This window comes from Nakamurella sp. PAMC28650, from assembly GCF_014303395.1.
GTDB lineage: Bacteria > Actinomycetota > Actinomycetes > Mycobacteriales > Nakamurellaceae > Nakamurella.
Genome location: NZ_CP060298.1, coordinates 693,276 through 718,218 on the forward strand (window position 1 = coordinate 693,276; position 24,943 = coordinate 718,218).

The following is a 24,943-nucleotide window of genomic DNA, read 5'->3' on the forward strand; positions in this document are numbered from 1 at the left end:
ATCGCCCTACCGGTCCAGCATGGCCTCCTCCAGATCGAGCTCGCGCTGGACGCGGCGGAGCACTTCGTCGTCGATCCGGCCGGTGTCGCGCTCGTGGATGTAGACCGTGCGCTCCTCGTGCAGCATGCTGCGGCGCAGACGGCGGTACAACTCCGACGGTGTCTCGAGTCTGGTTTCGTCCTGCGGTCCGAGCCGTTCCCAGGCCGCGTTGGCCCTGGACTCGGCCGACGTGCGCAATTCGCTGACCACCGGCGCACTGTCCGGCAGCTCGGCGTCGGCGATCTCCTCCAGCCGCTCGACCGCGGCCTGCGCGGCCTGCTGGGCGGCCTGGGCCTCGGCGAGTGCGTCCGCCTGGTCCTCGTCGAACGGCAGCCGCACCCGGCGGATCAGCCACGGCAACGTCAGGCCCTGCAGCAGCAGGGTGGCCAACACCACCACAAAACTGCACAGCAGCACCAGATCTCGTCCGGCCAGCGGCCGGCCGTCGGTCATCGTCAGAGGCAGGGCGTACGCGGCAGCGAGGGTCACCACCCCACGCATGCCGGCCCAGGCGAGCACGCCGATCAGCGCTCTGGACGGTGCGGGTTCCCGTTCGCGGATCGTTCTGGATACCCACCGGGGCCCATAGGTGGCCGGGAACATCCAGACGATCCTGGCCAGCAGGACGGCCAGCGTCACCGCGACCACCAGCAGGGTGACCTGGCCGGCGGACCGGTCGTGCAGGGAGCTGATCACCGACGGCAGCTGCAGCCCGATCAACCCGAAGACCAGGGTCTCGAGCACGAAGTCGACGGTGGCCGTCACCGAACTGCCCTGCAACCGGGTCGCGTAGTGCATCTTGGGCATCTTGCGGCCGATCAGGATACCGGCCGTCACGACCGCCAGCACGCCCGATCCGTGGAACTGCTCGGCCAGCGCGTAGGCGCCGAACGGCAGCAGCAGGAAGATCGCGACCTCGACGAGCGAGTCCGACAACCTGCACAGGAACCAGGACCCGATGACGCCCAGCACCAACCCGACCGCGACACCGACGCCGACCGCCTCGGCGAACAGACCGATCCCGTGCCAGATCGAGAACCCGTCACCGACCGCGGCGATCAGCGCGATCCGGTAGACCGTCAGCGCCGTCGCGTCGTTGAGCAGGCTTTCGCCACCCAGGATGGTGAGACTCCGGCGCGGGAGCTTCAGATTGCGGGCGATGGCCGTCGTCGCGACCGCGTCGGGCGGCGACACCACCGCGCCGAGCACCAACGCCACCGGCCAGCCAAGCTCCGGTCCCATGACCAGATAGGCCACCACGCCCACCACCACCGTGGTGAAGAGCACCAGCCCGATCGACAGCAGTGCGACCGGGCGGATGTTCGCCCGCAGGTTCAGGTACGAGCTGTCCAGCGAGGCGTTGAACAGCAGCGGTGGGAGCACGCCGAACAGGACGATGTCCGGGTTGAGCTCGATGTTCGGGATCGCCGGCACGAACGACAACGCCAGACCCGCCACCACCAACACCAACGGCGAGGGCAGGTTCCATCTCCGGGCGACCGCGGCGATGGCGACCGCTCCGACCACTAACATCAATATGGTGGTGCCTGACATGTTCCGGCCTCCTGTAGCTGACGGGTCCGAGCTGCTCGAGCGGGCACCGTTGCCACCGCAGGCGGCAACTTCTCGGCTGCTGACGCGTCTGTGCAGAGCATTACCTACCAGGAGTGAAGACGCCATGGACCCGCCGTTCATTCGGTGGTTCCCCGACTGACCGAGCCCCGACCACCACCGAGCCGCCAACCCACCCGCCGACCCACCCACCGACCCACCCGATGGAGCTGCCAGATGGCCTGTGGCCATGTCAAGGACCTCGGCCCGGAGCCGACCTACCTTTCACCCGCGGCCTGCGCCGAATGCCATCAGCAGGACGTCGCCACCTGGGCTCACCTGCGGATGTGCCTGACCTGTGGACACGTCGGGTGCTGCGATTCCTCCCAGTACCGCCATGCCCGTGCCCACTTCACCGAGACCGGCCACGTGCTGATGCGTTCGATCGAGCCGGGCGAGGACTGGAAGTGGTGCTACGTGGACAAGACCATCGCGACCTGATCGACCGGGGCCGCCGGCCGGCCTGGGACACTGGGGGTATGTGCGCCTCCCGCCGCCCTCGCGGCCTGTCCCCCCTGCTCACCGTGGTGAGCGTCGCCGCGGCCACCGGCCTGTTCCGGCTCGGTCGCGCGACCAGGGGTCTGCCGACCGCCATGGGCGCGCCGCCCCGGAGGATCGAGCCCGAGGTCATCGGTGCACCGCACTACGACGACGGGGTCTTCCACAACGTCTTGCCCAGCAGCACCCTGGCTCCCGGCGCGGCACCCAGCCTGATCAAGGGATTGATGTCCCGTCGCGACAAGGGCAAGCCGCGCGGGGAGATCCCGCTCGCCCAGGTCACCCCCCGGGCCGAAGCCTCCGAACTCGCGGTCACCTGGCTCGGCCATGCCAGCGCACTGATCGAGCTGGACGGGCACTGGATCCTGGCCGACCCGGTCTGGGGCGACCGGGTCTCGCCGTCGCCGACCGTCGGGCCGCTCCGTCTGCACCCCGTCCCGATGACGCTGGAGGAGGTGCCGCAGCTGGACGCGATCGTCATCTCGCACGACCACTACGACCATCTGGACCTCCCCACCGTGCAGTCGCTCCTCCAGTCGCAGACCGCCCCCTTCTTCGTGCCCCGCGGAATCGGCGCCCACCTCCGCAAATGGGGCGTACCAGAGGACCGGATCGTCGAGCTGGACTGGAACGACCAGGCCAAGGCCGGCGGCATCACGCTGACCTGCACCGAGGCCCGGCACTTCTCCGGACGTGGTCTCAAGCGCAACGTCACCCTGTGGTCGTCGTGGGCGCTGGCCGGCCCGACGCACAAGGTCTACTTCGGTGGAGACACCGGCTACACCCCGGCGTTCGCCGAGATCGGTGCCCGGCTAGGACCTTTCGACCTCACGATCCTGCCGATCGGTGCCTACGGCGAGCAGTGGCCCGACATCCACATGAACCCGGAGCAGGCCTGGCGGGCGCACGGCGACCTCGGCGGCCGGCTCATGATGCCGATCCACTGGGCCACCTTCGACCTGGCCCTGCACACCTGGGCCGAGCCCATCGAGCGACTGCTGGCTGCGGCCGATGTCGGGGCGGTCGTCGTCCCCCAGCCGGGTGGTCGGGTGGTCGTCGCCGAACCCGCCGCGATCGAGCGCTGGTGGGACGGGCTGTAGTCGTGGCCGGCGGGCCGGTGCCCGTCGGGAGGTAGGTGCCCGCCCGGACGTCGGCGCTCAGGTGAGCTCGGCCACGAGTAGTTCCATCAGCAACCCGTCGTGCCAACCGGTGCCGTCCGGATTGCGCTCGTATTCGCGCAGGACCCCCACCGTCCGGAAGCCCACCGCCGCATAGGCGCTGATCGCGCGGTGGTTCTGGGCCGCCGGGTCGATGACGATGCGGTGGTGCCGCCGCACCTTGAACAGGTAGGCGGCCAACGTCCGGACGGCCTCCCGACCGAGACCGCGACGTTGCAGTTTCGGATCGAGGAAGATGTCGATGCCCGCGTGCCGGTACATCGGGTCCAGTTCCTCGCTGTACTGGACCAGCCCGGCGACCGCCCCGTCCACCTCGATGACGAACTTCACCGTGTCCGGGTCGCTCTCGTCGGTCCAGCCGTGTTCGTCGACGTCGTCACCCCACCACCTGGCCACCTCCGGGGTGCGAAGGATGGCGACCAGGGCCGGGCCGTCGGCCGCGGTCACCGGCCGCAGTAGCAGGCCGTGACCCTTCAGATGCGGTGCGTCGTTCACACCCCCACCGTAGGGCCTCAGACGGCCAGTTTTGCCTGTACCTGGGCCAATGGCGGGTTGGTCATCGAAGAACCATCGGCGAAGACGACGGTCGGCACCGTGCGGTTGCCGTTGTTCAGGCTCTGCACGACCGCCGCGGCGGCCGCATCCTCGTCGACGTCGATGGAGGTGAAATCGATGCCGGCGCGGTCGAGATCGGTCACCAACCGGCGACTGAAGGGACACCAGGAGGTCGTGTAGACGGTCAATTCGCTCATGGTGTAGCCAACCACGTGCGCCCGCCGGGCATTCCTGGACCGGCCACGGGCGACCGAGCTCCGGCCGACTCACGACTCACGACCACGCCGGCGATCCGGTCCGGGAGGGTCTGGCACGCTGGGGCGCATGGTTTCCGGCGAACCCACCGAGACGGTCGAGATCCCCGCCGCCGTCCGGGCCGTCGCCGCCGGCGACCCGATCCGCCCGGTCTGGCGCAACGAGGCGGGCGGCGTGACGTTCCAGCTGGGAAGCGGTGACACCCGCAGATTCGCCAAGTTCTCGCCTCCCGGCGGCATCGACCTGCAGCCCGAGGTGGCCCGTCTGTCGTGGGCGGCCCGCTGGGTCGTGGTGCCGCAGGTGCTCTCCAGTGGATCGGACGAGAACGGGAGCTGGATGATCACCGCCGGACTGCCGGGCGAGAACGCGGTCACCCCGAAGTGGAGGACGGATCCGGCGTCAGCAGTCGCAGCCATCGGTCGCGGGTTGCGCCAGCTGCACGACACCGCCCCGGTGGGGGACTGCCCTTTCGACTGGTCCCAGCCGATGCGGCTGGACGACGTGCACGTGCGGGCAACGACTCTGACCCCGGCGACCTGGCACCCCGAACACCAGGGGCTGACGGTCCGGGATGCGTTGACGATGCTGTCGGTGCCACCTCCGGTCGACCGCCTCGTCGTCTGCCACGGGGACGCCTGCGCGCCCAACACCCTGCTGACCGACGACGGCGACTGCAGCGGCCGCGTCGATCTCGGCAGTCTGGGGGTGGCCGACCGATGGGCCGACCTGGCCGTGGCCACCTGGAGCACGGGATGGAACTACGGTCCAGGCTGGGAGGAGCAGCTGCTGGCGGCCTACGGGGTCGGCCCCGACCCGCAGCGCACGGCCTACTACCGGCTGCTGTGGGACCTCGGCCCGTGACCCGAGGCCGGCGCGTCTAAGGTCGATCCGGGAGCATTGAGTCCAGGAAGTATCACCATTCATGAGAGGTTAGGTGCAGCAGGAGATGTCAGATGTGATGACCGCCGGTACGGTGATGATCGCGGGCGATGGCGGCGACGAGGTCGAGGCCTACTCGGCGCGACCGGAATCACCCGAGCGGCGCGGCGGGGTCGTCGTCATCCACCACATGCCCGGTTACGACCGGCAGTCCAAGGAGATCACCCGGCGCTTCGCCGAGATGGGCTACAACGCGGTCTGCGTCAATCTCTACCACCGGGAGGCCCCCGGCGCCGCACCCGATGACGCCGCCGCAACGGCCCGTGCCAACGGTGGAGTTCCGGATGCCCGGTTGGTCGGTGACGTCGCCGGCGCCGCCGCCTACCTGCGGTCGCTACCCAACAGCAACGGCAAGGTCGGTGACATCGGCTACTGCCCCGGCGGCCGCCAGAGTGTGCTGGCCGCCTGCCATCTCGACCTCGATGCGAGTGTCGACTGCTACGGCGCGTTCGTCACCGGGACCCCGCCGGAGGGATTCCCGCTGCAGGTCGGCAACCTGGTGGACCAGTTGCCCGACCTGAACGCTCCGCTGCTGGGGCTGTTCGGTGCGGAGGATTCCTACCCGAGCCCGGAGGCGGTGGCCGAGTTGGAGCAGATCCTCACGGCGAACGGCAAGGACTTCCGGTTCAAGACCTATCCGGACGCGGGACACGCCTTCTTCGCGGTCGACCGTCCGTCCTACCGGGTGGCAGCCGCCAACGACGGGTGGGAGCAGATCGCCGCGTTCTACGGCCAGTACCTCTCGACCGCAACCGCGTCCGACCCGGAGAACTGACGTGTGCACCTACGCCACCGTGAAGACCGCGATCGAGGGCAGCGCAAAAGGCCCTGGCGGCAGGTGGTTTGCCGTCACCGACGGGGTGGTCTACTTCGATCACCCGGTACACGCGATGGCTGAGCACACGCTCAACATCGACTTCACCGCGCCGGGCGACGGCCCGTCGGCGCGCGTCGCGGTCGAGCTCACCGCAGCCTCGGCGCGCACTCTGATCGCCGCGATCCAGGCCGCCCTGGACTCGGCGCCCGCGGTCCTCACCGTCTGATCGACGCCGTCCGCTCCACGCCACCCGGGGCCCCAAGGCTCCCCACCCGACCCACCACCCCAGGAGTACCGGCATGACCGAACGGGTATGTTTCCTGCTGCAGATCCGGCCCGACAAACTCGAGGAGTACCTGACTGCCCACCAGGTCGTCTGGCCGGAGATGCTGGAGGCGTTGAGCCGGACCGGCTGGCGCAACTACTCCCTGTTCGTCCGCAAGCCCGACGGCCTGGTGGTCGGGTACCTGGAGACCGACGACTACGCGGCGGCGCAGCAGGCGATGGAGGCGCAGGAGGTCAACCTGAAGTGGCAGACGATCATGGGCCAGTACTTCACGTTGCCCGACGGTGCCCGCCCCGATGACGGATCCGTCCGCCTCACCGAGTACTTCCACCTCGCCTGAACCGGGTCAGAGACTCGGCGGCCAGGACTCGAGGCGCCGCTTCGACTCGAAGCGGCGGGCGGCACCGGTGACCGGATCGGTGAACGAGATCGAGGACGCCAGGAGCTGCAGCGGCTTGGCGTAGTCGTCGTGCGGGATGTCGAGCAGGCGCGGGTAGAACGGGTCGTTCAGGATCGGGATGCCCAGCGAATTGAGGTGGACCCGCAGCTGATGGGTCTTCCCGGTCGTCGGGTCGAGACGGTAGAGCGCTCGATCGCCGCGCGTCTGGACCAGTTCGATCCGCGTTTCACTGTTGGCCTCCCCCTCGGTCTCGTAGGCGGTCGGGGTACCGCGGTCCTTGACGATCCGGCTCCGGACCGTCAAGGGAAGCTCCAGATCCGGACGGAACCCGGCGACCGCCAGATAGGACTTGCGAACCTCCCGGCGGGCGAACATCGTCTGGTAGGCACCACGTTCGGCCGGCTGGAGGCTGAACAGCAGCACACCCGCGGTGATCCGGTCCAGGCGGTGCATCGGTGACAGGTCGGGCAGGTCGAACTGCCGACGCAGCCGCACCACGGCCGACTCCACGATGTACGACCCGTTCGGCAGACTCGACAGGAAGTGCGGTTTGTCCGCCACCAGCAGGTGCTCGTCGCGGAAGAGGACGTCGATCTCGAACGGCACGCGGGGCTCTGGGGCCGGGTCACGATAGAGATAGACGAACGAGTTCGCCCGGAACGGCATCGCACCGTCCACCGGGACGCCGTCCTCGTCCACCACCTCACGCCCGGCGATCTTCTCGATCAACCGCACCCGGTCGACGTGGAACCGGGCCATCAGGAACTCCAGGGTGGTGCTCCACGGTCCACTCTCCGGCAACCGCACCCGGCTCGGATTCAACCCGTCCCGTACCGGCAGCGGCGGCCGGCGTCGGCCCGTCCGCTCCTGCCGTCGACCCATCTTCCCAGGCTGTCACAGCCGCGCCCCGGGAGAAACCTGCGACTCCGCGTTACCATTTAGGCGCACACGGTGCGCAGGGGCTGATCGGCCCCGAGGTCGTCGTGGGCAAGCGCATCCATCGGGGCGGTGACAGTGCGGATGAGCAGAAGCGGTGATGCCGTGCGCATGACGGTCATCATCGTGACGGGAGCTCTGCTGGCCGCGTCGTGCACGGCCCCCGTCACCACTCCCACGTCAGCAATGAGCACCCCCTCGGGGGGCGGCGGGTCGACCATTTCCAGCGCCGGCAGCACGACGGAGCAGAGCAGCCCGTTGCAGTCCGCCATCTCGCCGGCGATGCCCACCCCGGCCCAGGACCGTCCGCACCCCTCCCTACCGGTATCGAACCTTCCCCCACCGCCGGATCCGACCGGTCCGGACGCCCTGCAGCGGCGGCACGATACCGCTTTCGCGTCGTTGCTGACCACACTGAGCACTTCACTGCAGGCCGGGAACCGAACCCAGTTCCTGGCTTCCTTCACACCGGCTCTCGCCGGCCGGGTCGGTCTCTGGTTCGGCAACACCAGAGCATTGGGGGTCTCCGGCGCCCGGTTCGCCCGGTCGGACGACTACTTTTCCGGTGCAACGGATTCCATGTCCTCCTTCAGCCGAACGGTCGTGCTCGGTATCCGCACGCCGTACGACGACGACGGTTCGATGCCCGGGATCCCGTACCTCGTCACCGTGTCGATGACGACCGCCAAGGGCCGGCCGTCGATGTCGATCACCACCTGGGAACCCAGATTCCTCGGTGATCCGATGAACTGCGAGTGCGGACTGTCGGTCGTGCATTCGCCGACCGTGGCGGTGGTCTTCGATTCCGCGGACCCCGACCTCGCCTTCTGGTCGACGGCAGCGCTGGCCGCTGCCGGCGGCGGGATCGCGTGGTCGCACCTGCAGATGCTCGGCTCCGGCCTCGTCGCCCCGAAGGGTCAGGTGATCTTCCTGGCGGACCGGCCCTTCCACTGGTTCCTGACGGCCACCGCACCGGCCCAGACGTCCAACGTCACGGTGGGCCTCATCGACGCGCTCGCACCCCATCCCGGCGCCACCTACTCCGACCAGTCCCGCATCGTGGTCATGCTGCAGTCGCCGGACGGCGCGGTCATCCCGAACGACCAGCAGGGGCGTGAATACGCCGCGGACGTCATCACGCACGAGTCCACCCACCAGTTGATGAACCGGAACTCCCACCTGGCGGTCCGCAGCGAGGGATCGCCACCGACCTGGGCCCTGGAGGGCATCGCGGTAGCGGTCGAAACCCTGTACCGCGACTCCCTCGGGGACTCGGCGAACATCGGATATCCGGAGCCCAACGATCCCAAGAACATCGATCCCGGTTGGTTCAGAGCACATCTGACCGATCAGATGCCGACCAGGAACCAGCTGTACTCGGCGTCGACCGACGGGGCCGGCTACTACGCCATCGCGGGATCGGTGTTCCGGTTCCTCGATCAGCACTACGGCTACCCGACGATGATGCGGGTCGCCGCCGCGATGTATGCCCGGCCAGATCAGGACCCGTTCGCCTACTTCCCCGACCCGCTCGACCCCGCCGACCCGGGGCACTACCTCCCGACTGCGACGGCCCGGAACCTCTGGAAGAACTGGTTCGTGCTCACCTACGAAAACTGACCCTCGGTTCGACCCGCGCTGATCGCCCGGTCCGGTCGATGACGCACAGCGCACGGGATAGCCTGCGTCATGCGGACGATGCGAGCACTGGTCGTCGACGGTCCCCGTCGGGCGTCCATCCAGGACGTGGCCGTCCCGATTGCCGGCACCGGTCAGGTCGTCGTAGACGTCGAACGTTCCGGTGTCTGTGGTACGGACGGTGCGATCTACACGGGCGACATGCTCTACCTCGGTACCGGTCAGGCAAAGTACGCCATGCGCCCGGGCCACGAGTGGTGCGGGACGGTGGCTTCCATCGGCGAAGGAGTCGACCCGTCCTGGCTCGGCACCAGGGTCACCGGCGATACGATGCTGGGCTGCAGGCAGTGCGAGAGGTGCCGGCGTGGACGCCAGCACCTGTGCCGGAACCGTTATGAGGTAGGCGTTCTCGGTGGCTGGCACGGAGCCGTCGCCGAACAGGTCCTGGTGCCCGCGGCCAGCCTGTACGCCCTTCCGGACTCCGTCGACGACACCGCGGGCGCCATGGTCGAACCCGGTGGCAACTCCCGCCGCGCGGCACAGGTGGCCGTCCTGGCGCCCGGCGACCGGGTGGCCGTCTTCGGGCCGGGCACCATCGGCCTGCTCGCCGCCGGGTTCGCGAGAAGCCTTGGCGCGGAGGTACACGTCATCGGACGTTCACCGGCCGGGGTGGCACTGGCCCGCAGTCTCGGCCTGCCGGCCTGGCTCACCGACGAGGTGCCGGACCTGCGGTTCGACGCTGCGATCGACGCCACCGACGGCGCCGGGATCCCCGCTGCTGCGGTGGATCTGGTCGAGCCGGGCGGCCGGATCGTCTGCGTCGGTCTGGCCGGCGAGCCGAGCGTGATCGATTCCCGACAGCTGGTGCTCAAGGATCTCACCGTCGTCGGTCACCTCTCCGGGTCACCGGCGATGGCCGCGACGATCGCCGCCTACGCGGACGGCCGGGTCGATCCCGCGCCACTGGTCGCGGCGACCGTCGGTCTGGATCGGGCCGCCGACGTGCTGGCCGGATGGCGACCGGAGCATGCCGGTCCCGGCCCGAAGATCCACATCGACCCGCGGCGGTAGCGGTCCCCGGGAGGCGGACGTCGATCAGGACGGCGTCAGCGGCGCAGTCCTGAGGGGTGGCTCCGGCGCGGCGATGTATCAGCGGGCGGCGGACGGGTCTCTGGAGGCGCAGGGGCAAGAGCTCCCGGCCTTCGACACCGGCCGTCCGGACTGCGAAAGAAGTGCATCACCATGACCACGTTGCTGACCCGCATGCGTCCGCTCACCTTGCAGGCCGCGCGGATCCGCCTGCCACACCGTTCCCGCCGCCCGATGCTGCAGCCTTCATCGACGCTGCCGGCCACCGAGGAACGTCTGGCCACTGCGGCCGAGGTCGACGACCTCCGGTCGATCTGCGACCCGCGGCGGCCCTGACGCTGCTGCGATGTCCGGGCTACCCGATGTTCCGGCTACCGGCGTTCCGGCTACCGGCGTTCCGGCTACCGGCGGACGCGACGGATCAGCCTTCGCAGCACCGGACCGGCGGCCAGTCCCGTCCCCACCGCCGAGATGGTGCTGATCCCGAGGTCGATCGAGACCCGGCCCTCCTCGGCCCAGTACACGTCCTTCAGGTCCAGCAGCAGTGCGAACTCGTCCACGATCAGGGCCAGGCCGGCGCCGTAGGCGAGCGGTACCACGGCATGAGGCTTGAGGGTGTTCCCCCGGACGGCCATCCCCCCGACACCGGCGAGCAGACCGATACCCCAGAGGTAGTGGTGGATGTGCGTGCCACGGATGGAGACATTGCGGAACGGACCGCGGCCGTTCTTGATGCTGTAGGTGATCCCCCGCACTGCGGCGAAGGTGGCGGTGAAGCTCGACCAGCCGAGCACGACACCCCGCCGCGCCGGGTTCAGCTCCTCCCGGAAGGCGGCCTGGACCTCTTCGGCCGCTCCGGTGATCGTTGCGCTCATGCCCTGACAATAGGTCGGCCGCGGACCCAGAGGATGCGATGGGCCCGGAAGTAGCAGGCCTGTGCTGCTGATTCAGGCGTCGATGACGACCGTCAGTCGGGCAGAGGTGCCCCCGCTTCCATCGTCCAGGCCGATCATCTGCGTCCCCGGTCCCGCACCCACCAGAGTGATCACCGACCCTTCATGTTCCGGAAGGCTGCCCAGCGCACCGTCCAGGGTGATGCCGGCGTCGTCGGAGGAGTAAGTGGACATCCGGACGCCCGCCGGAAGATCGAGTTGCTGACCGACCGCGAGGTGGACCGTGCGGTCACGTCCGATCGAGGTCGACGACAACGGCGCCGCAATGACGGGCGCGGAGGCGGGGCCGGCCAGCACGGTGACGGTCGTGGACAGCGGGGGATTCAGGTGGGCGCAGGGACCATTGGGGCAGTCGATGTGTTTGTCGTAGTTCGGGATGGTCAGGGTGGTGGTACCGGGCCTGAGCCCGACGAACGTGAGATCGCTGCCGTACCAGGTCATCACGCGTAGATCGGCCGGCTGGACGGAGAAGAACACGCTGTCGGAGTCACGCGCGGTGAACTGCAGGCGCTCACCGACGTGGATCGTCGCGGTGCTCCGGTGGATGTCGGCGGCGACCGTCTTCCGGTGCTGGGGATTCCAGTCCGCGGCCACCGTTGTCGTGGTCTTCGTCGTCGGGGTGGTGGTCGTCTGCCCGGTCGTGGTCGGGTGGGAGGTGGTGACCGCCGCGCCGGTGACGTCTGCGGCGCATCCACCGGTCAGCACGGCGACGGCCGCCGCCAGCGAGACCCAGGCCAACTTCCAGGCCGTGCCGCCTCGGATTGCTCTGGAAGTCAACATGCGATTCGGACGAAACGCCTCGCCGTTCGGTTCCCGGCACGTCCGTCTGATTCGATGGGGTCACCCAGCGGACCCGTGGGCTCTGCACAAGGACGGCGATGACCACCCCCGACCTGCCGCTCGACAAGATCGCCGCCGCGGCAGCCACCGAGGCCGGCGGGGTCGACGCATGCCTGCTGGGGGACTTCCTGCCGGTGCTGGTCGCGGCCGTCGGCACCGGCACCCGGCTCCGGCGTGTCGAGCTGGCCGGCTACCGGGACGCCGGGCGGCAGGCCGCGGGTCGCGGCGTCGCACTCCGGGCGCTGGTCGACCTGTACCTGTCGGCGGCCTGGCGACTGTGGCGTCATCTCCCCCAGGTCGTGCACGCGGCCGACGATCCGGCAGCCGTCGTGCTGGCCGGCGAGGTGATGCTGCGCGGCGCCGACGACGCCGTCGCGGTACTGACCGAGGGCTACCAGCTGGCCCGGCGGGATCTGGTGCGGGCGCAGGCGGCGGCCCGAAGGGAATTCGTCGACGACCTGCTGCTGGGCGGAGCCCAGGCCCTGGCCACCCTGGTCGATCGGGCCGCCCTGTTCGGCCTGAGCCTGGCGGCCCCCCACGCGGTGGTCGTGGTCGAGGCCGAGAGGCCCTTCACCGACTCCTCCCCTCTGACCGGCATCCTGGAGCGCTCCATCCAGGGCACCAAGGCCGACGCCGACGCCCTCGTCACGACGAAGGACGGTGCGCTGGTGGTGATCTTCGCCGCGCCCGACCGTTCGGCGATCGACGAGGTCATCCGCGGACTGACCAGCGGACTGCCCAGGACCGCGGACGAGAAGGAGGTCAAGCTCCGCCGCACGGCCGCGGTCGGTGACTGGCGGATCGGCGTCGGCCAGGCCCACCAGGGACCCAGTGGCGTCCGGTTCTCGTTCGAGCAGGCCCAGGAGGCACTGGATCTCGGGCTCCGCCTCGGTGGCGACGAGCGGGTGCTGAACTCCGCCGACCTGCTCGTGCAGCGGGTGATGGTGCGTGACGAAGCCGCGATGCGCGACCTCGTCGAAGCCGTCCTGACGCCGTTGCTCACGGCCCGGGGAGGTGCAGAGCCTCTGCTCCGGACGCTCGAGGCCTACTTCGACGCCGGCGGCAACGCCTCGCTCAGCGCGCGGTCGATGCACCTTTCGGTCCGGGCGCTGACCTATCGCCTGGAGAAGATCGCCGACCTCACCGGGCGGGATCCGGCCGCACCGGGGCCTCGGTTCGAGCTGCAGACGGCCGTTGTCGGTGCCAGACTGCTCGGGTGGCCCGGCGCCCATGGGTGAGTCCTCCCCGCCCGGCGCGGTGCAACCGCCGAACGCGACGCCCGCGCCCCTGCGCCTGCCCCTGCGGGTCGTGCAGTTGGTGGTGTCCTGCGTCGTACTCGGAACCGGTGTCGCTCTGCTGCTCGCTCCGGCGCTGGGTTCGGACGGCTACTCGACGCTGATCAACGGCCTGTCCAGGACCTCCGGCCTGTCGTTCGCGACGGTGAACGTCTGCGTCGGCGTCATCCTGGTCCTGCTGGCCTGGGCGAAGGGTCGGCGACCGGCGCTGGGCACGATCGTCCAGCCCGTCGTCACCGGCTACACCGTCTCGTTCGCGCTCGACGTCATCGACGCACCCGGAACGCTGCCGGCGCGAATCCTGATGGTGCTGCTGGCTTTCGTGATCCTGGCCGTGGGGGTCGCGGGATACCTGGGGAGCAACACGGGGGTCGGCCCCTCCGAAGCACTTTCCCTGGCCTGGGACCCGCCGGTGCCGTTCCGTTGGAGCTACACCGTCTTCCAGGCGACGGGCGCGATCATCGGGTGGCTGCTCGGCGCCGCGATCGGGCCGGGGACGCTGCTCGTCGTGCTCGGGCTCGGTCCGCTCGTCGACCTGCTCGGCCGACGGGTCCGGATCTTCGCGATCGCGCCCGTCGCCCGCGGTTGAGCGACGCTGCCCGGTGCGGTGCGATGTCAGATCCGATCGACCACGAGGGCGGTCAGCGGCACCGAGCAGCAGGGCAGGAACCTTCCCTGGGCGATCTCCTTCGGGCGGATGCCGCCGGCGTGCTCCATGTCCACCTCGCCGGAGACCAACCTGCTCTTGCACGTCCCGCACAGGCCCTGCGAGCAGGATGACGGCAGGGTGATGCCGGCCGCGGCGGCGGCCTGCAGCACGGTGCTGCCCGGTGGGCTGTGCACGGTCCGGCCCAGATGCACGAACTCCACCGGAAAGCCGGCATCGGCCAGGTGTTCGGCCGGATCGGCGTCCTGGAGCTGCAGCGAGACCGCCGGGTCCGCGAAGGTGAAACTCTCCCGGTGCAGGTGCCCGGGGTCGCACCCGAGCGCGACCAACTGGTGCTGCAGGTCCGACATGAACGATTCGGGGCCGCAGGTGAGCACCACCCGCCCGGCCAGGTCGGGGGCGATGAGCTCCAGCATCGCGCCCGACAGCCGCCCTTGGTAGCCGGGCCAGTTGTCGTCATCGGCACTGGGCACGAGGACGGTCCGCAGGCCTTCGGTCTCCGCGGTCAGCATTCCGAGTTCGGCGCGTTGGACGAAATCGGCCGGGGTGTGTGCGGCGTGGACCAGCACGACGTCGGGGCTTCGGCCCTCGTCATGCAGCCGGCGGAGCATCGACAGGAAGGGGGTGATGCCGCTGCCGCCGGCCAACATCAGGTACCTCGGAGCCGGGTGATCCTCCAACGTGAACTCGCCCAACGGTTCCGAGATGGCGCGGACCCTCTGGCCGGGGTGCAGGTGATCGTGCAGCCAGGTCGAGACCACTCCACCCGGCCGGCGCCGCACGGTGATCGAGATGGTGTCCGGCCGGGTCGGCGGGGAGGACAAGGTGTAGCTGCGCAGCACTTCCGCGCCGTCGATGTGGAAGGCGAAGACCAGGTGCTGCCCGCTGCGGAAGGAGAATCTCTGCGGGGTCCGAGCGGCGAACACGAAGGTCTTGACCGTGGCGGTGACGGTACGCACGGCTCGGCAGAGCAGTACGTCGTCCAGATCGGGATTCCAGACCGGCAGGCTCACAGAATTTCCCGCACCCGCTGGACGTACCAGTTGCAGAAGGCCTCGACCTGGTATTCCGGCGGGAGGTACGGCCCAGGGACATACGCCGGGTCACCGACGCCGGCGTGTGCCCTGGCCACGAAAGCCCGGTCCTGGTCGTTGGTCTGCCGCCAGACGTAGGTCAGTTTGTCGACGTCGTAGTCGACTCCCTCCACCGCGTCGGCGGCCACCAGCCAGGTGGTCCGCAGCAGTGAGCTGTCGGCCGTCAGTGGCAGCACCGAGAACGTCACGATGTGGTCGGACAGGAAGTGGAACCAGGCGTTGGGCTGCAGGTGCATCGACAGCCGGCCGAGGCGCGGTTCGGTGAAGTCCGCCATCAGTTTCCGGCTGGCCAGGGTGCCGTCGATGGTGAAGGACTCACCGGCCATGTCCAGCGGCTCGCGTTCGATCCGGAATCCGGTCCGACGGGTGTCGAGCTCCTCGATCGCCTTCCACGGCAGGTCGTTGCGCGTGCAGATTTCCTCGAACGCGGCCTTGGCGGCCAGATATCGGTCCCACGCCGGCCGCAGCCGCGGACCGATGTCGGACTCCCGGTAGCCGTAGACCGGGAACAGCGAGCACAGCAACTCGGGGTGCCCGCCGCAGTGGGTGCACTCCCGATTGTTCTCCATCACCAGCTTCCAGTTGCCGTTCTCCACGATGTCGACCTGACGGGCGATCCGGGCCGTGCGCAACCGGTGGGGGGCGAGGTAGGGCGCGACACGGGCGGCGAAGTCGTCGAAGTCCTCCGGCGGGTCGTCGGACAGGCAGACGAAGAGGAGCCCGGAAACGTTGCGCAGGGCCACTTTCCGCAGCGAGAACAGGCTCCGGTCGAAATCTGCCGGTGTGGACTCCGCGTGCAGCAGGCGACCCTGCTGGTCGTAGGTCCACTGGTGGTAGGGACAGACGATGTTCCCGGTGGAGCCACACTTGTCGTCCAGCAGCCGCGATCCGCGGTGCCGGCAGACGTTGTGGAACGCGCGGATCTCCTCGTCGTCGTCCCTGGTGATGATCACCGAATGGCGCCCGACCGCGACGGTGACGTAGTCGCCGGCCTCCGGTACGTCCGGCTCCACCGCGACGAAGATCCAGGAACGGTAGAAGACCGCGTCCAGGTCGAGGTCGAACGCCTCCGTTGATGCGTACAGGTCGCCCGGGAGGGAGCGACCGGGAATGCGGGTGGCGATCAATCCGGCGATGTCGTCCCGGATCAGGCTGGTGGTCACGTTGCTGCCTCTTCCAATGCTGGCTCTTGACTGGGTGCGGTGGTCAGGGTTGGCGCGGGGTGCCGGACGGGCCGGGAGCCAGCCGCCTGGCCACGTAGTCGTGCAGCAGCACCCTGGCCCGCCCCGGCCCGATCGGCCCGCCGGGCAGGAACGCCTGGGCCGCCCAGCCGTCGAAGACGGCCATGAACTCCATTGCGGCCACGTCGATGTCGTCGAACAGGAGAGTCCCGGCCGACCGGCCGCGCTGCAGGACCTCCACGACGTCCGCTCGCCATTGGACGTACACCTGCACCTGCCAGTCCGCGTACAGCTTGTCGTGGGCCGACAGGGTCCAGAAGTCCAGCCAGAGCCGCCAGTGCTCGACCGTGCGTTCTCCGTCGGCGAAGAAGCCGTCGATGATCGTTCGCAGGGCTGCTGCCCCATCGGGTTCCAGTGCAGCCCTGGCCGAGATCGGGCGGTAGAAGTCGTCCATCTCGGCGTGCAGCACCTCCGACAGCAACTCCGCGATGCCGGTGAAGTGATAGCTGACCGTTCCGAGCGAAACCCCGGCACCGTGGGCGATGTCGCGCATCGTGGCGGCGAACAGACCCCGTTCGGCGATCAGCACCCTGGCCGCCTCGACGATCAACTGACGACGGATCTCGGTCGGCTGCCGCACCCGGTCGCCCTCCCGCCTGCCGCGCGCCGCGCTCCCTCGCCTCCCGCTACCGCCGCCGCTGCCGCCGGCGCTGCCGCCGGCCCGGTCGGACGGAGGCCGGCCGGTCAGCACGAGGTCCTCGGAATGCGCTGCCGCCAGGTCTTCACCAGGACATTGTCGCCGTTGTAGGTGCAGGCCAAACGGTGTTCGGTGACGAAGTGCGTCGCGTCTGCCGTCATCGTCGCGGCCGCATCGATACGTACGTCCCAGTCCTCGCGGACCAGGCCGATCTGCCAGCGGGCGGTGGCCACCGCCGAGAGCGGATCATCGGCGACGATCGAATACGTCTCGCGAGCCTGCTCGTGGTAGTCCAGTCCATCCGGATAGGTGCGGCTGCCGCCGTAGTTCGGGTCCACCGACAGGGTCCACCGTCCGCTCGCCGGCTCGTGGCACACCTCGCGCTCGGGCCCGCCGCTTCCCTTTCCGTGCCGCACCACCGCCAGTGGCTCGGACTGTTCCGGGGGCTCGAACGCCACCGGCTCGCCCGGTTGGTCGAGAGCCCGGCAGGGCAGCTGCAGCATGCCGGCAGCCGGCTCCAGGGAGAGTTCGGAGCCGACCCCGTGCGGCCAGACCCAGGGCCAGTAGCTGTTGCTGATCGCCACCCTGAGCCGGTGCCCGACCGGGAAGGCCCGGGCCATCGCCGCCAGCGGGACCTCGACATCCATTGCCTCACCGGGGATCACCGGCGTCGCAGTGTCCATCCCGGCCCGGCTCAGCAGGTCGAGGCAGCCGCGGGTGACCAGGGTGGAACTCCCGTCGGGGGCGACGTCGCAGATCCTGACGATCACATTGGCGGCCGCGGTCGCGGTCAGCCGGAGCGTCAGCGTCGCGACGCCGAGCATCTCCACGGCGGAATCCAGGGGCACGGTATCGAAACAGACAGATCGACCGTCCTCGGCCCGTTGGTCGGGCGGCAGGTCGGACGGGTTGCCGAACGGGAAGTAGCGGCCGGCGTCGATCCCGGTGTGCTGCGGCGCCGCCACCGTGACCCTTCCGGCAACCACTGCGGCGCAGATCATCTCGACGAGCGGATAACGGTCGGTGCGCACGTCGGGACTCGGCCAGGTCCGCTCGCCGATCCAGCGGCCGGGACGTTGCGCGTACCGGGTGGCGGGCCGGACCGAGTCCTGCATCCAGACCCGGAGGGCCGGGTCGTCCTCGACACCGTTGGGATCACCCTTGAGCCATCGGTCCCACCAGCGCAGCGTCTCCTGCAGGAATCCGATGGCCGGCCCCGGTTCCAGGTCGCGGTCCGGGTACTGGTGCGACCACGGCCCGACGATTCCCTTCACCGGTGCGGAGAGGTTCTCCAGGAGCCGGAAGACCGTGTTCCGATAAGGATCGGCCCAGCCACCGACGGCCAGCACCGCCGCACCGATCGACGCGTAGTCCTCGCAGACGCTGCCGCGCCGCCAGTAGCTGTCGCGTTCCTGGTGGGCGAGCCACTTGTCGAGGTAGGGCTCCGCGGAATCCAACCGCTGCTGCCACATCTCGCGCCAGGCGGGTCCGACCCTGGTCGGATCCGGCGGCCGCGCGGTGAACGCGAGCATCGTCGTGGCCCAGGCCGCCATGTCGATGCCCAGCACGGCTCCGCCGAAGTAGTGCACGTCGTCGGCGTAGCGGTCATCCGTCGAGCAGACCGTGACGATGGCCTTCAGCGGCTCCGGCGCCAGGGCGGCCAGCTGGAGGGAATTGAATCCACCCCAGGAGATGCCGAACATCCCGACGGCGCCCGTGCACCATTCCTGACGGGCAAGCCAGTTGATGACCTCGACGCCGTCCGCCAGTTCGGTGACGCTGTACTCGTCCGTCATCACCCCCTCGGAGTCGCCGGACCCGCGGAGGTCGACCCGGACGGAACCATAGCCGTGCGCGGCGTACCAGGGATGGCGCTGTGCATCTCGCGGAGCGGTCCAGTCGCCCTTGCGGTAGGGCAGGTACTCGAGCAGGGCGGGCACGGGTCTGGTGGCGGCGTCGGCCGGCAGCCAGATCCGGGCGGAGAGCTTGGTGCCGTCGGTCATCTCGATGAGGACGTGGTCGAGAACCTCCACTCGGTCGGAGGTTCGGAGGATCGCCGTCACCGGACACCGATCGGATCGTCAGCATCGTCCAGCTCGACGAGCGGGAGGTGACAACGGATCCGGTGGCCGTCGGCGGGCTGACGGACGGGGGGCGCCTGGGTGCTGCAGGTCCCCTCGATCCGCTGCTCGCAGCGGCGGTAGAACGGGCAGCCGGCTGGTGGCGGGGCCGACTCCGGTTCGTCGGACCTGGTGCGGGGCGGCGTGATCCGTCCGGTCGATCCCGGCATCGGATCCGTCACCGAATCCAGCAGCAACCTGGTGTACGGATGGTTCACCCCGCCGGCTCCGTGCGCGCCGAAGACGTCTTCGACCGTGCCCTCCTCGCAGATCCGCCCGAGGTAGAGGACCACCACCCGATCGGCCAGGCCCCGCACCACCGCGAGGTCGTGACCGATGAACAGGTACCCCAACCGGTGTTCGGCGCGCAGGTCGTCCAGCAATCCCAGGACCGACGCCTGCACCGAGACGTCCAGCGCGGAGACGACTTCGTCGGCCAGCAGCAACGCCGGGTCGGCCGCCAGCGCTCTGGCGATACCGGCCCGTTGACGCTGCCCGCCGGACAGCTGGGCCGGCAGCCGGTCGGCGAAGGAGATCGGCAGACCGACGTCGGCGAACACCTCGTCCCGCCGGACTGTGGCCTGCTTGCCCCGCAGGCCGAGCAACCGCAGCGGCCGGGCGACCGCGTCACCCACCGTCCGCCGCGGATTCAGCGAGGTGTCGGCGTTCTGGAACACCAACTGGATCTGCCGCCGCCACCGGGGAGCACGCTTCGCGGCCGGGAGGGTCAGATCCGCCGCTCTGCCGACCTTCTCGGGATCGCGCGGATGCAGGGTGAGCTCACCGGCCGTCGACCGGCGGAGGCCGGCGAGAGTCCAGGCGATGGTGGACTTCCCGCTGCCGCTCTCCCCGACGAGGGCCACCACCTCGCCCTGGCGTACCTCGAGGTCGATGCCGTCGACGGTCGGTCCGCTGGAGGGATCCGGCTTGGACCGGTAGTCCACCTGGAGCCCGGTGACGCTCAGTAGAACGGGGCCGATCTCCCGCTTCGCCCGCGGACGGACCTGGGCGGTCCAGACCGGTTGCGCAAGAACGTGTTCGGTGCGCAGACAGGCCGAGACCCGCCCGTCGGTGAGGGTGGGGCGCCTGGTCGGTTCCGGCACCGGATCGTGAGTGCAGGCGTCCTGCGCAAAGCCGCAGCGCGGGGCGAACGCGCAGCCGGGGAGGGCGCCGGGACCGAGTGGCGAGCCACCCGTCATCCCCACCGGCAGACCGGGGGCGGTGATCCGCGGAACACTCGCCAACAGGCCGCGGGTGTACGGATGAGCCGGCGCGGCAAACAGTTCGGCCGTCGGGCCGGCCTCGACGACCCGGCCCGAGTACATCACCAGCATCCGGTCGCAGAGCCGGGCGACCGCACCGAGGTCATGGCTGATCAGGACGATCGCCAGATCCAGCGTGGAGCGCAGGTCGGCCAGCAGGGCCAGGATGCCGGCCTGGGTGACGACGTCCAGGCCGGTGGTCGGCTCGTCCATCACCAGGAGCCGCGGGGCGCCGGCGATGCCGATCGCGATGGCCACCCGCTGCAGTTGGCCCCCCGAGAGCTGATGCGGGTAGCGGGACAGCAGCTGTTCGGGTTGCGGGAGGCGGACCAACCCGAACAACCGGGTGGCCTCGGCCCGCGCGGCCGCCCGGTCCATTCCGCGGCCGAACCGGAGGACCTCGCCGATCTGGTCGCCGACCCGCATCGACGGCGTCAGCGCGTGCCCGGCGTTCTGCGGGACGAAAGCGACGGTGCCGCTGCGGATCCGGCGGAGCTCGGCACTCGAACTGCGGAAAAGGTCGTGCCCGCCGATCAGCACCCGGCCCTGCGCGATCCCTGATCCGGCGCGCAGGTGGCCGACCAGGGCGCCGGCCAGGGTGGACTTCCCGCAACCGGATTCGCCCACCACCGCCACGGTCTCGCCCGGTGCGACGGTCAGGTCCAGGTCGGCCAGCACCGGGATCAATTTCTTCCCGGAGCGGTAGGAGACGGTCAGCTTCTCGACGAGGGCGACCGGTACCTCGATCTCGGCATCCGACACCTTCTCCACTTTGGTTGTTGTCGTCAGATCCATCAGGCACCACCGGTGATGCGGTCGATGCCGCGGGCCTTGGCCAAACCGTCGGCGGCCAGGTTGAGCCCGACGATCAGGGTGGCCAGGGCGATGATCGGCCCGACCGCCGCCCAGGGGGTGACGGTGAGAAGGCTACGGCTCTCGGAGACCATCAGCCCCCAGTCCGGCGTCGGCGGATTCGCCCCGAAACCCAGGAACGACAGCGAACTGACCAGCAACACGATCCAGGACGCCCGCATCGCGAACTCGACCAGGACGACGTCCAGCACATTGGGCAGGATCTCCCGCACCATGGTGGCCCAGGGGTTCTCGCCCCTGGCCCGCGCAGCGGTCACGTAGTCCAGACCGACCACCGACTGCGCACCGGCTCTGATCACCCTGATCACCGCCGGGCAGTAGACGACGGTGGCGGCCAGCACGATCACCGGTGCCCCGGCTCCGAGGACCGAGACCACCACCAGCAGTGCGAGAATTGCCGGCACCGAGAGTACGGCGTCCAGGACGCGCATCAGGATCTCGTCGAACCAGCCGCGGAAATAGGCGGCGGCGCAGCCGAGTGCCGTTCCGATCCCCACCGACAGCATCGCTGCGACCACACTGATCAACATCGCGTTGCGGCCGCCGTAGATGACCCGGGACAGCACATCCCGGCCGAGCTGGTCCGTGCCGAGCCAGTGCGCGGACGATGGGTTGACGATGGCATCCAGTGGACTGGTCGCGATCGGCGAGTACGGTGCCAACCACGGCGCGGCGACCGCCATCACCACGTGCAGCAGGACCAGGACGACGCCCGTCATCGCGACCGGGGACCCCAGCAGAGACCGAAACGTACCGTTGCCGCTGGGTTTTTCGTCCTTGGCGGTATCGACTGGTGCACCGGAGACGATCTCGCTCATGACGCACGCGCCGGGGTGCGCAACCGCGGATTCAGCGCGGTGGCCGCCAGGTCGGCCAGCAGGTTGGACACCACGTAGACCAGCGCGCCGATGACGGCGATGTACTGCAGCACCGGCACATCTCGATTGTGCACCGCCGTGAGCATCAGGGTCCCGATGCCGGGATAGTTGAAGACGGCCTCGACCACCACCACGCCGCCGACCAGCCAGGCGATGTTGATCGCAATGACGTTCAGCGCCGGCAGCAGGGCGTTGGGCAGCGCATGGTGCAGCAGCACGCGCCGCCGGGGCAGGCCGCGGAGCGTGGCCATCGCGACGTATTCACTGGCCATCACGTCGATGACACTCGTCCGCATCATCCGCACGATGTACGCCGCCATGACGATCGACAGAGCGGCGGCCGGCAGCGGCACGTTGTGCAGGATGGTGCCGAGCGAGGCATCGGGCCCGTCCGTCACGACGGCCGGGAACCACGCCAGTTTCACGGCGCACACCAGCACGAGCAGGGTGGCCAGGGTGAACTCCGGGACGCTCATCGCGATCAGCGAGAGACCCGAGATCAGCACGTCCGGCAGCCGGTCACGCGTGAGACCGGCCACCACACCGAGGATCACAGCGAGCGTGATCCCCACGACGATGGTGATCCCGGCCAGTACCGCGGTGTTGCGGAGGTAGTCCCCGGCCAGGCTCACCACCCGTTGCTGGGTGGCCAGCGAGGTACCGAAGTCGCCGTGCACTGCGCCGCCCAGCCAGGTCAGGTACCGCAGCCAGCCGGGGCGGTCCAGGTGCAGCTGCGCGGTCAGCTGGGCGACCGCGTCCGGAGGGGCGTCCTTGCCCAGGATCTGGGTGGCCAGATTGCCCGGCAGCGCCTGCAGCGCAACGAAGACGAGCACGGTGGCCAGCACGATCGTCAGCAGCGCGAGGGCCAGCCGCCGGGCCATCAGCTTTCCGAGCATGCCTATGCGCCGAACCCGATGTTGACGTAGTCGAACTCGAAGCCGAACTCCTTGTAGTTCACCACCTTCTTCGACAGACCGATGATGCGATCGGCGAAGAAGGGCACGATCGAAGCGCTGGAATCGACAAGGATCTTCTGGGCGTCCTGGTAGTACTGCTTGCGCTTGGCCGCATCGGCCTCCTTGCGGGCGCTGTCCAGGATCTTGTCGAAAGAGGTGTCGGCCCAGAGAGACTCGTTGTAGGAGGAACCGGTGCGGAAGATCTGGTTCAGCAGCTGGTCGACCGGACGCCCGGTGTACCAGTAGGAAACGCAGAACGGCTTCTTGATCCAGACATCGGTGTAGTAGGAGTCGGCCGAGGCGGTCTGGATGCTGATGTCCAGCCCCGAGCTCTTCACCGAACTCTGGTAGGCCTGCGCCAGGATCGACATCACCGGCTCGTAGCTGGAGGTGTAGATCTGCTGACCACCGGAGAACCCGGCCGATGCGAGCAGCGACTTCGCCTTGTCCGGATCGTGGGGAACCGAGTAGTTCAGGTAGTTCGGGTCGGTCGGCGGGACCGGGTTGTTGTGGGCGACGGTACCCAGCCCGTGGATCGACAGATCGATGACCTCCTGCGGGTCGTAGGCCATCTTGAACGCCTGGCGGACCTTCAGATCGGTAAAAGGCTTTGCGTTGTATAGCATCGGCATGACGTACCAGGCCGCGTTCTTGACGGTCGCCGTGGTCGCCGTGCTGGAGGCGGTCACCGTCTTCGCCGTCGCGAAGTCCAGGTTCGTCTGGGCCACGAGGTCGACCTGCTGCGCCAGCAGTGCGTTGACCCTGGCCTGCACGTCGGCGATGGCGGTGAATTCGATGCTGTCCACCTTCGGCGCCCCGCCGAAGTAGTTCGGGTTGGCCTTCACGGTGCCCTTGCCGGCGGCCTTGAACGAGACGAGGCTGAACGGCCCGGTGCCGATTCCGGAGGCACCGATGGTCGCCGCCGATCCAGCGGGGATCACGTAGCAGTTGTAGTTCATCAACAGGCTGACGAATTCAGCATTCGGCGACTTCAGTTTCACCATTAGGGTTTTGGCGTCCTTGGCGGTGATTCCGGAGCTGTCCAGGAACGGGGACAGCACGCCGGCCTGGGGTGACTTCGTCTTCGGGTCCAGGATGTGCTGCAGGGTGTAGACGGCGTCGGCCGAGGTGAAGGCCTTGCCGTTGTGGAACGTCACACCCTCGCGGAGGACGAACGTCCACGTCATCTGATCGGGCGAGACCGACCAGCTGACCGCGAGATCCGGCGCGACGCCACCGGACGCATCCTGCTTGACGAGACGGCTGTAGAGCGCTCCCAGGTACTCGTAGGCCGAGAGCGAGCTGGCCGGGTCGAGGGTTTCGACCGTCGAGGCCGGCGGGCGTGCGATGCGCAGGGTGCCGCCGGACTTCGCCGCGCCGGACGCGCCGCTGGTGACCGCCGTACTGCCGGGGGCACCGGCGGCCGCACTCGTGGTGGCGCCTCCCGCAGCTCCCGACGAAGCGCTCGAAGTAGCACTGGAAGCCGTCGACGAACTGCTCCCGCAGGCCGCGAGGATCCACGGGGCCACCACAAGGCCGGCCCCTCCGAAGAGCATCGAGCGCCGCGAGATCCCCTGCGGCAGAGCCGGTATCGCGCTCCGGAATGATTCAGGACCTACGCTCGGCGCCGGTTCGGGGGCATTGCTGGGCGTGGCATCCATTTAAAGGACCTCTCGGCTGGTGGCTGGATTCTGGGAAGGTCTGGGTCTTGGGGCGACTGGATCCTGGGACCACTGGGTCTCGACTCCCGGCGGCTCTGCGCGATACTCTGACAACCGTACGATTAAACCGTACAACCGTGCGATACGGGAAGATCAATGTCCTGTTTCCGGCAGGTAAATCGCCGCACGCCCCGCAGTTCAGGGGCGGCCCCCCATGAGTGACGT

The 24,943-nt window shown here is 69.1% G+C and carries 25 protein-coding genes; 11 read left to right on the forward strand and 14 right to left on the reverse strand.

All coding sequences use genetic code 11. The annotated features are described in order from the left end of the window. Nucleotides 1-6: 6 nt before the first annotated feature. Nucleotides 7-1,572, reverse strand: a complete 1,566-nt coding sequence (locus H7F38_RS03115; protein ID WP_222618406.1) for a Na+/H+ antiporter — start codon at nucleotides 1,570-1,572, stop codon at nucleotides 7-9. A 255-nt stretch (nucleotides 1,573-1,827) separates the two neighbouring features. On the opposite strand from H7F38_RS03115, the gene H7F38_RS03120 reads away from it, so the two are divergent. Together H7F38_RS03120 and H7F38_RS03125 are read left to right on the forward strand one after the other, a co-directional pair. Continuing rightward, nucleotides 1,828-2,091 carry a UBP-type zinc finger domain-containing protein gene (locus H7F38_RS03120; RefSeq protein WP_187092810.1) on the forward strand — a complete coding sequence of 88 codons (264 nt, stop codon included), beginning with the start codon at nucleotides 1,828-1,830 and terminating at the stop codon, nucleotides 2,089-2,091. Between the two features lie 38 nt (nucleotides 2,092-2,129). Next, a complete protein-coding gene (locus tag H7F38_RS03125; RefSeq protein ID WP_187092811.1) occupies nucleotides 2,130-3,248 on the forward strand; it encodes an MBL fold metallo-hydrolase in 1,119 nt (372 codons plus the stop codon). A 57-nt stretch (nucleotides 3,249-3,305) separates the two neighbouring features. Here the strand turns inward: H7F38_RS03125 and H7F38_RS03130 are convergent, their stop codons facing one another. Both H7F38_RS03130 and H7F38_RS03135 read right to left on the reverse strand, forming a co-directional pair. After that, nucleotides 3,306-3,821, reverse strand: coding sequence for a GNAT family N-acetyltransferase (locus H7F38_RS03130; RefSeq protein WP_222618407.1), 516 nt, complete (start codon nucleotides 3,819-3,821; stop codon nucleotides 3,306-3,308). A 17-nt stretch (nucleotides 3,822-3,838) separates the two neighbouring features. After that, the gene (locus tag H7F38_RS03135) at nucleotides 3,839-4,078 is read right to left on the reverse strand and encodes a mycoredoxin (protein WP_187092812.1); all 240 of its coding nucleotides are present in this window, start codon (nucleotides 4,076-4,078) and stop codon (nucleotides 3,839-3,841) included. Between the two features lie 127 nt (nucleotides 4,079-4,205). Between H7F38_RS03135 and H7F38_RS03140 the strand changes: the two genes are divergently transcribed. The 4 genes from H7F38_RS03140 to H7F38_RS03155 all read left to right on the forward strand — a co-directional run bounded on the left by H7F38_RS03140 (nucleotide 4,206) and on the right by H7F38_RS03155 (nucleotide 6,518). Continuing rightward, a complete protein-coding gene (locus H7F38_RS03140) occupies nucleotides 4,206-4,997 on the forward strand; it encodes an aminoglycoside 3'-phosphotransferase (RefSeq protein WP_187092814.1) in 792 nt (263 codons plus the stop codon). Nucleotides 4,998-5,082: 85 nt separating this feature from the next. Further along, nucleotides 5,083-5,850, forward strand: a complete 768-nt coding sequence (locus tag H7F38_RS03145) for a dienelactone hydrolase family protein (RefSeq protein ID WP_187092816.1) — start codon at nucleotides 5,083-5,085, stop codon at nucleotides 5,848-5,850. Between the two features lies 1 nt (nucleotide 5,851). Then, nucleotides 5,852-6,118 (forward strand): DUF6295 family protein, encoded by a 267-nt coding sequence (locus H7F38_RS03150; protein WP_187092817.1) that lies wholly within the window; start codon nucleotides 5,852-5,854, stop codon nucleotides 6,116-6,118. 73 nt (nucleotides 6,119-6,191) lie between these two features. Next, entirely contained in the window at nucleotides 6,192-6,518 is a 327-nt protein-coding gene (locus tag H7F38_RS03155; protein ID WP_187092819.1) for an L-rhamnose mutarotase, read from the forward strand. A gap of 6 nt (nucleotides 6,519-6,524) precedes the next feature. On the opposite strand, the gene H7F38_RS03160 is transcribed toward H7F38_RS03155, so the two are convergent. Next, nucleotides 6,525-7,460 carry an RluA family pseudouridine synthase gene (locus H7F38_RS03160; protein ID WP_187092820.1) on the reverse strand — a complete coding sequence of 312 codons (936 nt, stop codon included), beginning with the start codon at nucleotides 7,458-7,460 and terminating at the stop codon, nucleotides 6,525-6,527. 138 nt (nucleotides 7,461-7,598) lie between these two features. On the opposite strand from H7F38_RS03160, the gene H7F38_RS03165 reads away from it, so the two are divergent. From H7F38_RS03165 to H7F38_RS03175, 3 genes are all read left to right on the forward strand, one after another. Then, a complete protein-coding gene (locus H7F38_RS03165) occupies nucleotides 7,599-9,134 on the forward strand; it encodes a hypothetical protein (protein ID WP_187092822.1) in 1,536 nt (511 codons plus the stop codon). A 78-nt stretch (nucleotides 9,135-9,212) separates the two neighbouring features. Further along, nucleotides 9,213-10,223, forward strand: a complete 1,011-nt coding sequence (locus H7F38_RS03170; protein WP_187094447.1) for a zinc-binding dehydrogenase — start codon at nucleotides 9,213-9,215, stop codon at nucleotides 10,221-10,223. A gap of 171 nt (nucleotides 10,224-10,394) precedes the next feature. Continuing rightward, entirely contained in the window at nucleotides 10,395-10,577 is a 183-nt protein-coding gene (locus H7F38_RS03175) for a hypothetical protein (RefSeq protein ID WP_187092823.1), read from the forward strand. 65 nt (nucleotides 10,578-10,642) lie between these two features. Here the strand turns inward: H7F38_RS03175 and H7F38_RS03180 are convergent, their stop codons facing one another. Next, nucleotides 10,643-11,116: a hypothetical protein gene (locus H7F38_RS03180; protein WP_187092824.1), complete on the reverse strand. Its 474-nt coding sequence runs from the start codon at nucleotides 11,114-11,116 to the stop codon at nucleotides 10,643-10,645. Nucleotides 11,117-11,188: 72 nt separating this feature from the next. After that, nucleotides 11,189-11,974 carry a hypothetical protein gene (locus H7F38_RS03185; protein ID WP_187092825.1) on the reverse strand — a complete coding sequence of 262 codons (786 nt, stop codon included), beginning with the start codon at nucleotides 11,972-11,974 and terminating at the stop codon, nucleotides 11,189-11,191. 98 nt (nucleotides 11,975-12,072) lie between these two features. Here H7F38_RS03185 and H7F38_RS03190 point away from each other — a divergent pair, with 98 nt between their 5' ends. Further along, a complete protein-coding gene (locus tag H7F38_RS03190; protein WP_187092826.1) occupies nucleotides 12,073-13,272 on the forward strand; it encodes a CdaR family transcriptional regulator in 1,200 nt (399 codons plus the stop codon). Continuing rightward, nucleotides 13,265-13,918, forward strand: coding sequence for a YitT family protein (locus H7F38_RS03195; protein WP_187092827.1), 654 nt, complete (start codon nucleotides 13,265-13,267; stop codon nucleotides 13,916-13,918). Before H7F38_RS03190 ends, H7F38_RS03195 begins: the two co-directional genes overlap by 8 nt. Nucleotides 13,919-13,944: 26 nt before the next feature. Here the strand turns inward: H7F38_RS03195 and H7F38_RS03200 are convergent, their stop codons facing one another. The 8 genes from H7F38_RS03200 to H7F38_RS03235 all read right to left on the reverse strand — a co-directional run bounded on the left by H7F38_RS03200 (nucleotide 13,945) and on the right by H7F38_RS03235 (nucleotide 24,718). Next, nucleotides 13,945-15,009, reverse strand: a complete 1,065-nt coding sequence (locus H7F38_RS03200) for a hybrid-cluster NAD(P)-dependent oxidoreductase (RefSeq protein WP_222618409.1) — start codon at nucleotides 15,007-15,009, stop codon at nucleotides 13,945-13,947. Beyond that, nucleotides 15,006-16,253, reverse strand: coding sequence for an SRPBCC family protein (locus tag H7F38_RS03205; protein WP_187092828.1), 1,248 nt, complete (start codon nucleotides 16,251-16,253; stop codon nucleotides 15,006-15,008). Before H7F38_RS03205 ends, H7F38_RS03200 begins: the two co-directional genes overlap by 4 nt. A 43-nt stretch (nucleotides 16,254-16,296) precedes the next feature. Next, nucleotides 16,297-16,911 carry a TetR/AcrR family transcriptional regulator gene (locus H7F38_RS03210; protein ID WP_187092829.1) on the reverse strand — a complete coding sequence of 205 codons (615 nt, stop codon included), beginning with the start codon at nucleotides 16,909-16,911 and terminating at the stop codon, nucleotides 16,297-16,299. A 104-nt stretch (nucleotides 16,912-17,015) separates the two neighbouring features. Continuing rightward, nucleotides 17,016-18,971: a CocE/NonD family hydrolase gene (locus tag H7F38_RS03215; RefSeq protein WP_187094449.1), complete on the reverse strand. Its 1,956-nt coding sequence runs from the start codon at nucleotides 18,969-18,971 to the stop codon at nucleotides 17,016-17,018. Nucleotides 18,972-19,027: 56 nt separating this feature from the next. Beyond that, on the reverse strand, nucleotides 19,028-21,145 hold the full coding sequence (locus H7F38_RS03220) for a dipeptide ABC transporter ATP-binding protein (RefSeq protein WP_187092830.1): 2,118 nt from the start codon (nucleotides 21,143-21,145) through the stop codon (nucleotides 19,028-19,030). Further along, nucleotides 21,145-22,041, reverse strand: coding sequence for an ABC transporter permease (locus H7F38_RS03225; RefSeq protein ID WP_187092831.1), 897 nt, complete (start codon nucleotides 22,039-22,041; stop codon nucleotides 21,145-21,147). Before H7F38_RS03225 ends, H7F38_RS03220 begins: the two co-directional genes overlap by 1 nt. Next, a complete protein-coding gene (locus H7F38_RS03230; RefSeq protein WP_187092832.1) occupies nucleotides 22,038-22,997 on the reverse strand; it encodes an ABC transporter permease in 960 nt (319 codons plus the stop codon). Before H7F38_RS03230 ends, H7F38_RS03225 begins: the two co-directional genes overlap by 4 nt. Before the next feature lie 2 nt (nucleotides 22,998-22,999). Continuing rightward, nucleotides 23,000-24,718, reverse strand: a complete 1,719-nt coding sequence (locus H7F38_RS03235; RefSeq protein ID WP_187092833.1) for an ABC transporter substrate-binding protein — start codon at nucleotides 24,716-24,718, stop codon at nucleotides 23,000-23,002. Between the last annotated feature and the right edge of the window lie 225 nt (nucleotides 24,719-24,943).

Excerpts from the sequence above, each read along its gene's own strand:
- H7F38_RS03180 (WP_187092824.1), bottom strand. The coding sequence starts at position 11,116 with ATGAGCGCAACGATCACCGGAGCGGCCGAAGAGGTCCAGGCCGCCTTC.
- H7F38_RS03185 (WP_187092825.1), bottom strand. The coding sequence starts at position 11,974 with ATGTTGACTTCCAGAGCAATCCGAGGCGGCACGGCCTGGAAGTTGGCC.
- H7F38_RS03220 (WP_187092830.1), bottom strand. The coding sequence starts at position 21,145 with ATGGATCTGACGACAACAACCAAAGTGGAGAAGGTGTCGGATGCCGAG.
- H7F38_RS03175 (WP_187092823.1), top strand. The coding sequence starts at position 10,395 with ATGACCACGTTGCTGACCCGCATGCGTCCGCTCACCTTGCAGGCCGCG.
- H7F38_RS03190 (WP_187092826.1), top strand. The coding sequence starts at position 12,073 with ATGACCACCCCCGACCTGCCGCTCGACAAGATCGCCGCCGCGGCAGCC.
- H7F38_RS03165 (WP_187092822.1), top strand. The coding sequence starts at position 7,599 with ATGAGCAGAAGCGGTGATGCCGTGCGCATGACGGTCATCATCGTGACG.
- H7F38_RS03215 (WP_187094449.1), bottom strand. The coding sequence starts at position 18,971 with ATGACCGACGGCACCAAGCTCTCCGCCCGGATCTGGCTGCCGGCCGAC.
- H7F38_RS03160 (WP_187092820.1), bottom strand. The coding sequence starts at position 7,460 with ATGGGTCGACGGCAGGAGCGGACGGGCCGACGCCGGCCGCCGCTGCCG.
- H7F38_RS03145 (WP_187092816.1), top strand. The coding sequence starts at position 5,083 with ATGTCAGATGTGATGACCGCCGGTACGGTGATGATCGCGGGCGATGGC.
- H7F38_RS03235 (WP_187092833.1), bottom strand. The coding sequence starts at position 24,718 with ATGGATGCCACGCCCAGCAATGCCCCCGAACCGGCGCCGAGCGTAGGT.
- H7F38_RS03125 (WP_187092811.1), top strand. The coding sequence starts at position 2,130 with ATGTGCGCCTCCCGCCGCCCTCGCGGCCTGTCCCCCCTGCTCACCGTG.
- H7F38_RS03120 (WP_187092810.1), top strand. The coding sequence starts at position 1,828 with ATGGCCTGTGGCCATGTCAAGGACCTCGGCCCGGAGCCGACCTACCTT.
- H7F38_RS03170 (WP_187094447.1), top strand. The coding sequence starts at position 9,213 with ATGCGAGCACTGGTCGTCGACGGTCCCCGTCGGGCGTCCATCCAGGAC.
- H7F38_RS03135 (WP_187092812.1), bottom strand. The coding sequence starts at position 4,078 with ATGAGCGAATTGACCGTCTACACGACCTCCTGGTGTCCCTTCAGTCGC.
- H7F38_RS03225 (WP_187092831.1), bottom strand. The coding sequence starts at position 22,041 with ATGAGCGAGATCGTCTCCGGTGCACCAGTCGATACCGCCAAGGACGAA.
- H7F38_RS03230 (WP_187092832.1), bottom strand. The coding sequence starts at position 22,997 with ATGCTCGGAAAGCTGATGGCCCGGCGGCTGGCCCTCGCGCTGCTGACG.
- H7F38_RS03140 (WP_187092814.1), top strand. The coding sequence starts at position 4,206 with ATGGTTTCCGGCGAACCCACCGAGACGGTCGAGATCCCCGCCGCCGTC.
- H7F38_RS03195 (WP_187092827.1), top strand. The coding sequence starts at position 13,265 with ATGGGTGAGTCCTCCCCGCCCGGCGCGGTGCAACCGCCGAACGCGACG.
- H7F38_RS03115 (WP_222618406.1), bottom strand. The coding sequence starts at position 1,572 with ATGTTAGTGGTCGGAGCGGTCGCCATCGCCGCGGTCGCCCGGAGATGG.
- H7F38_RS03155 (WP_187092819.1), top strand. The coding sequence starts at position 6,192 with ATGACCGAACGGGTATGTTTCCTGCTGCAGATCCGGCCCGACAAACTC.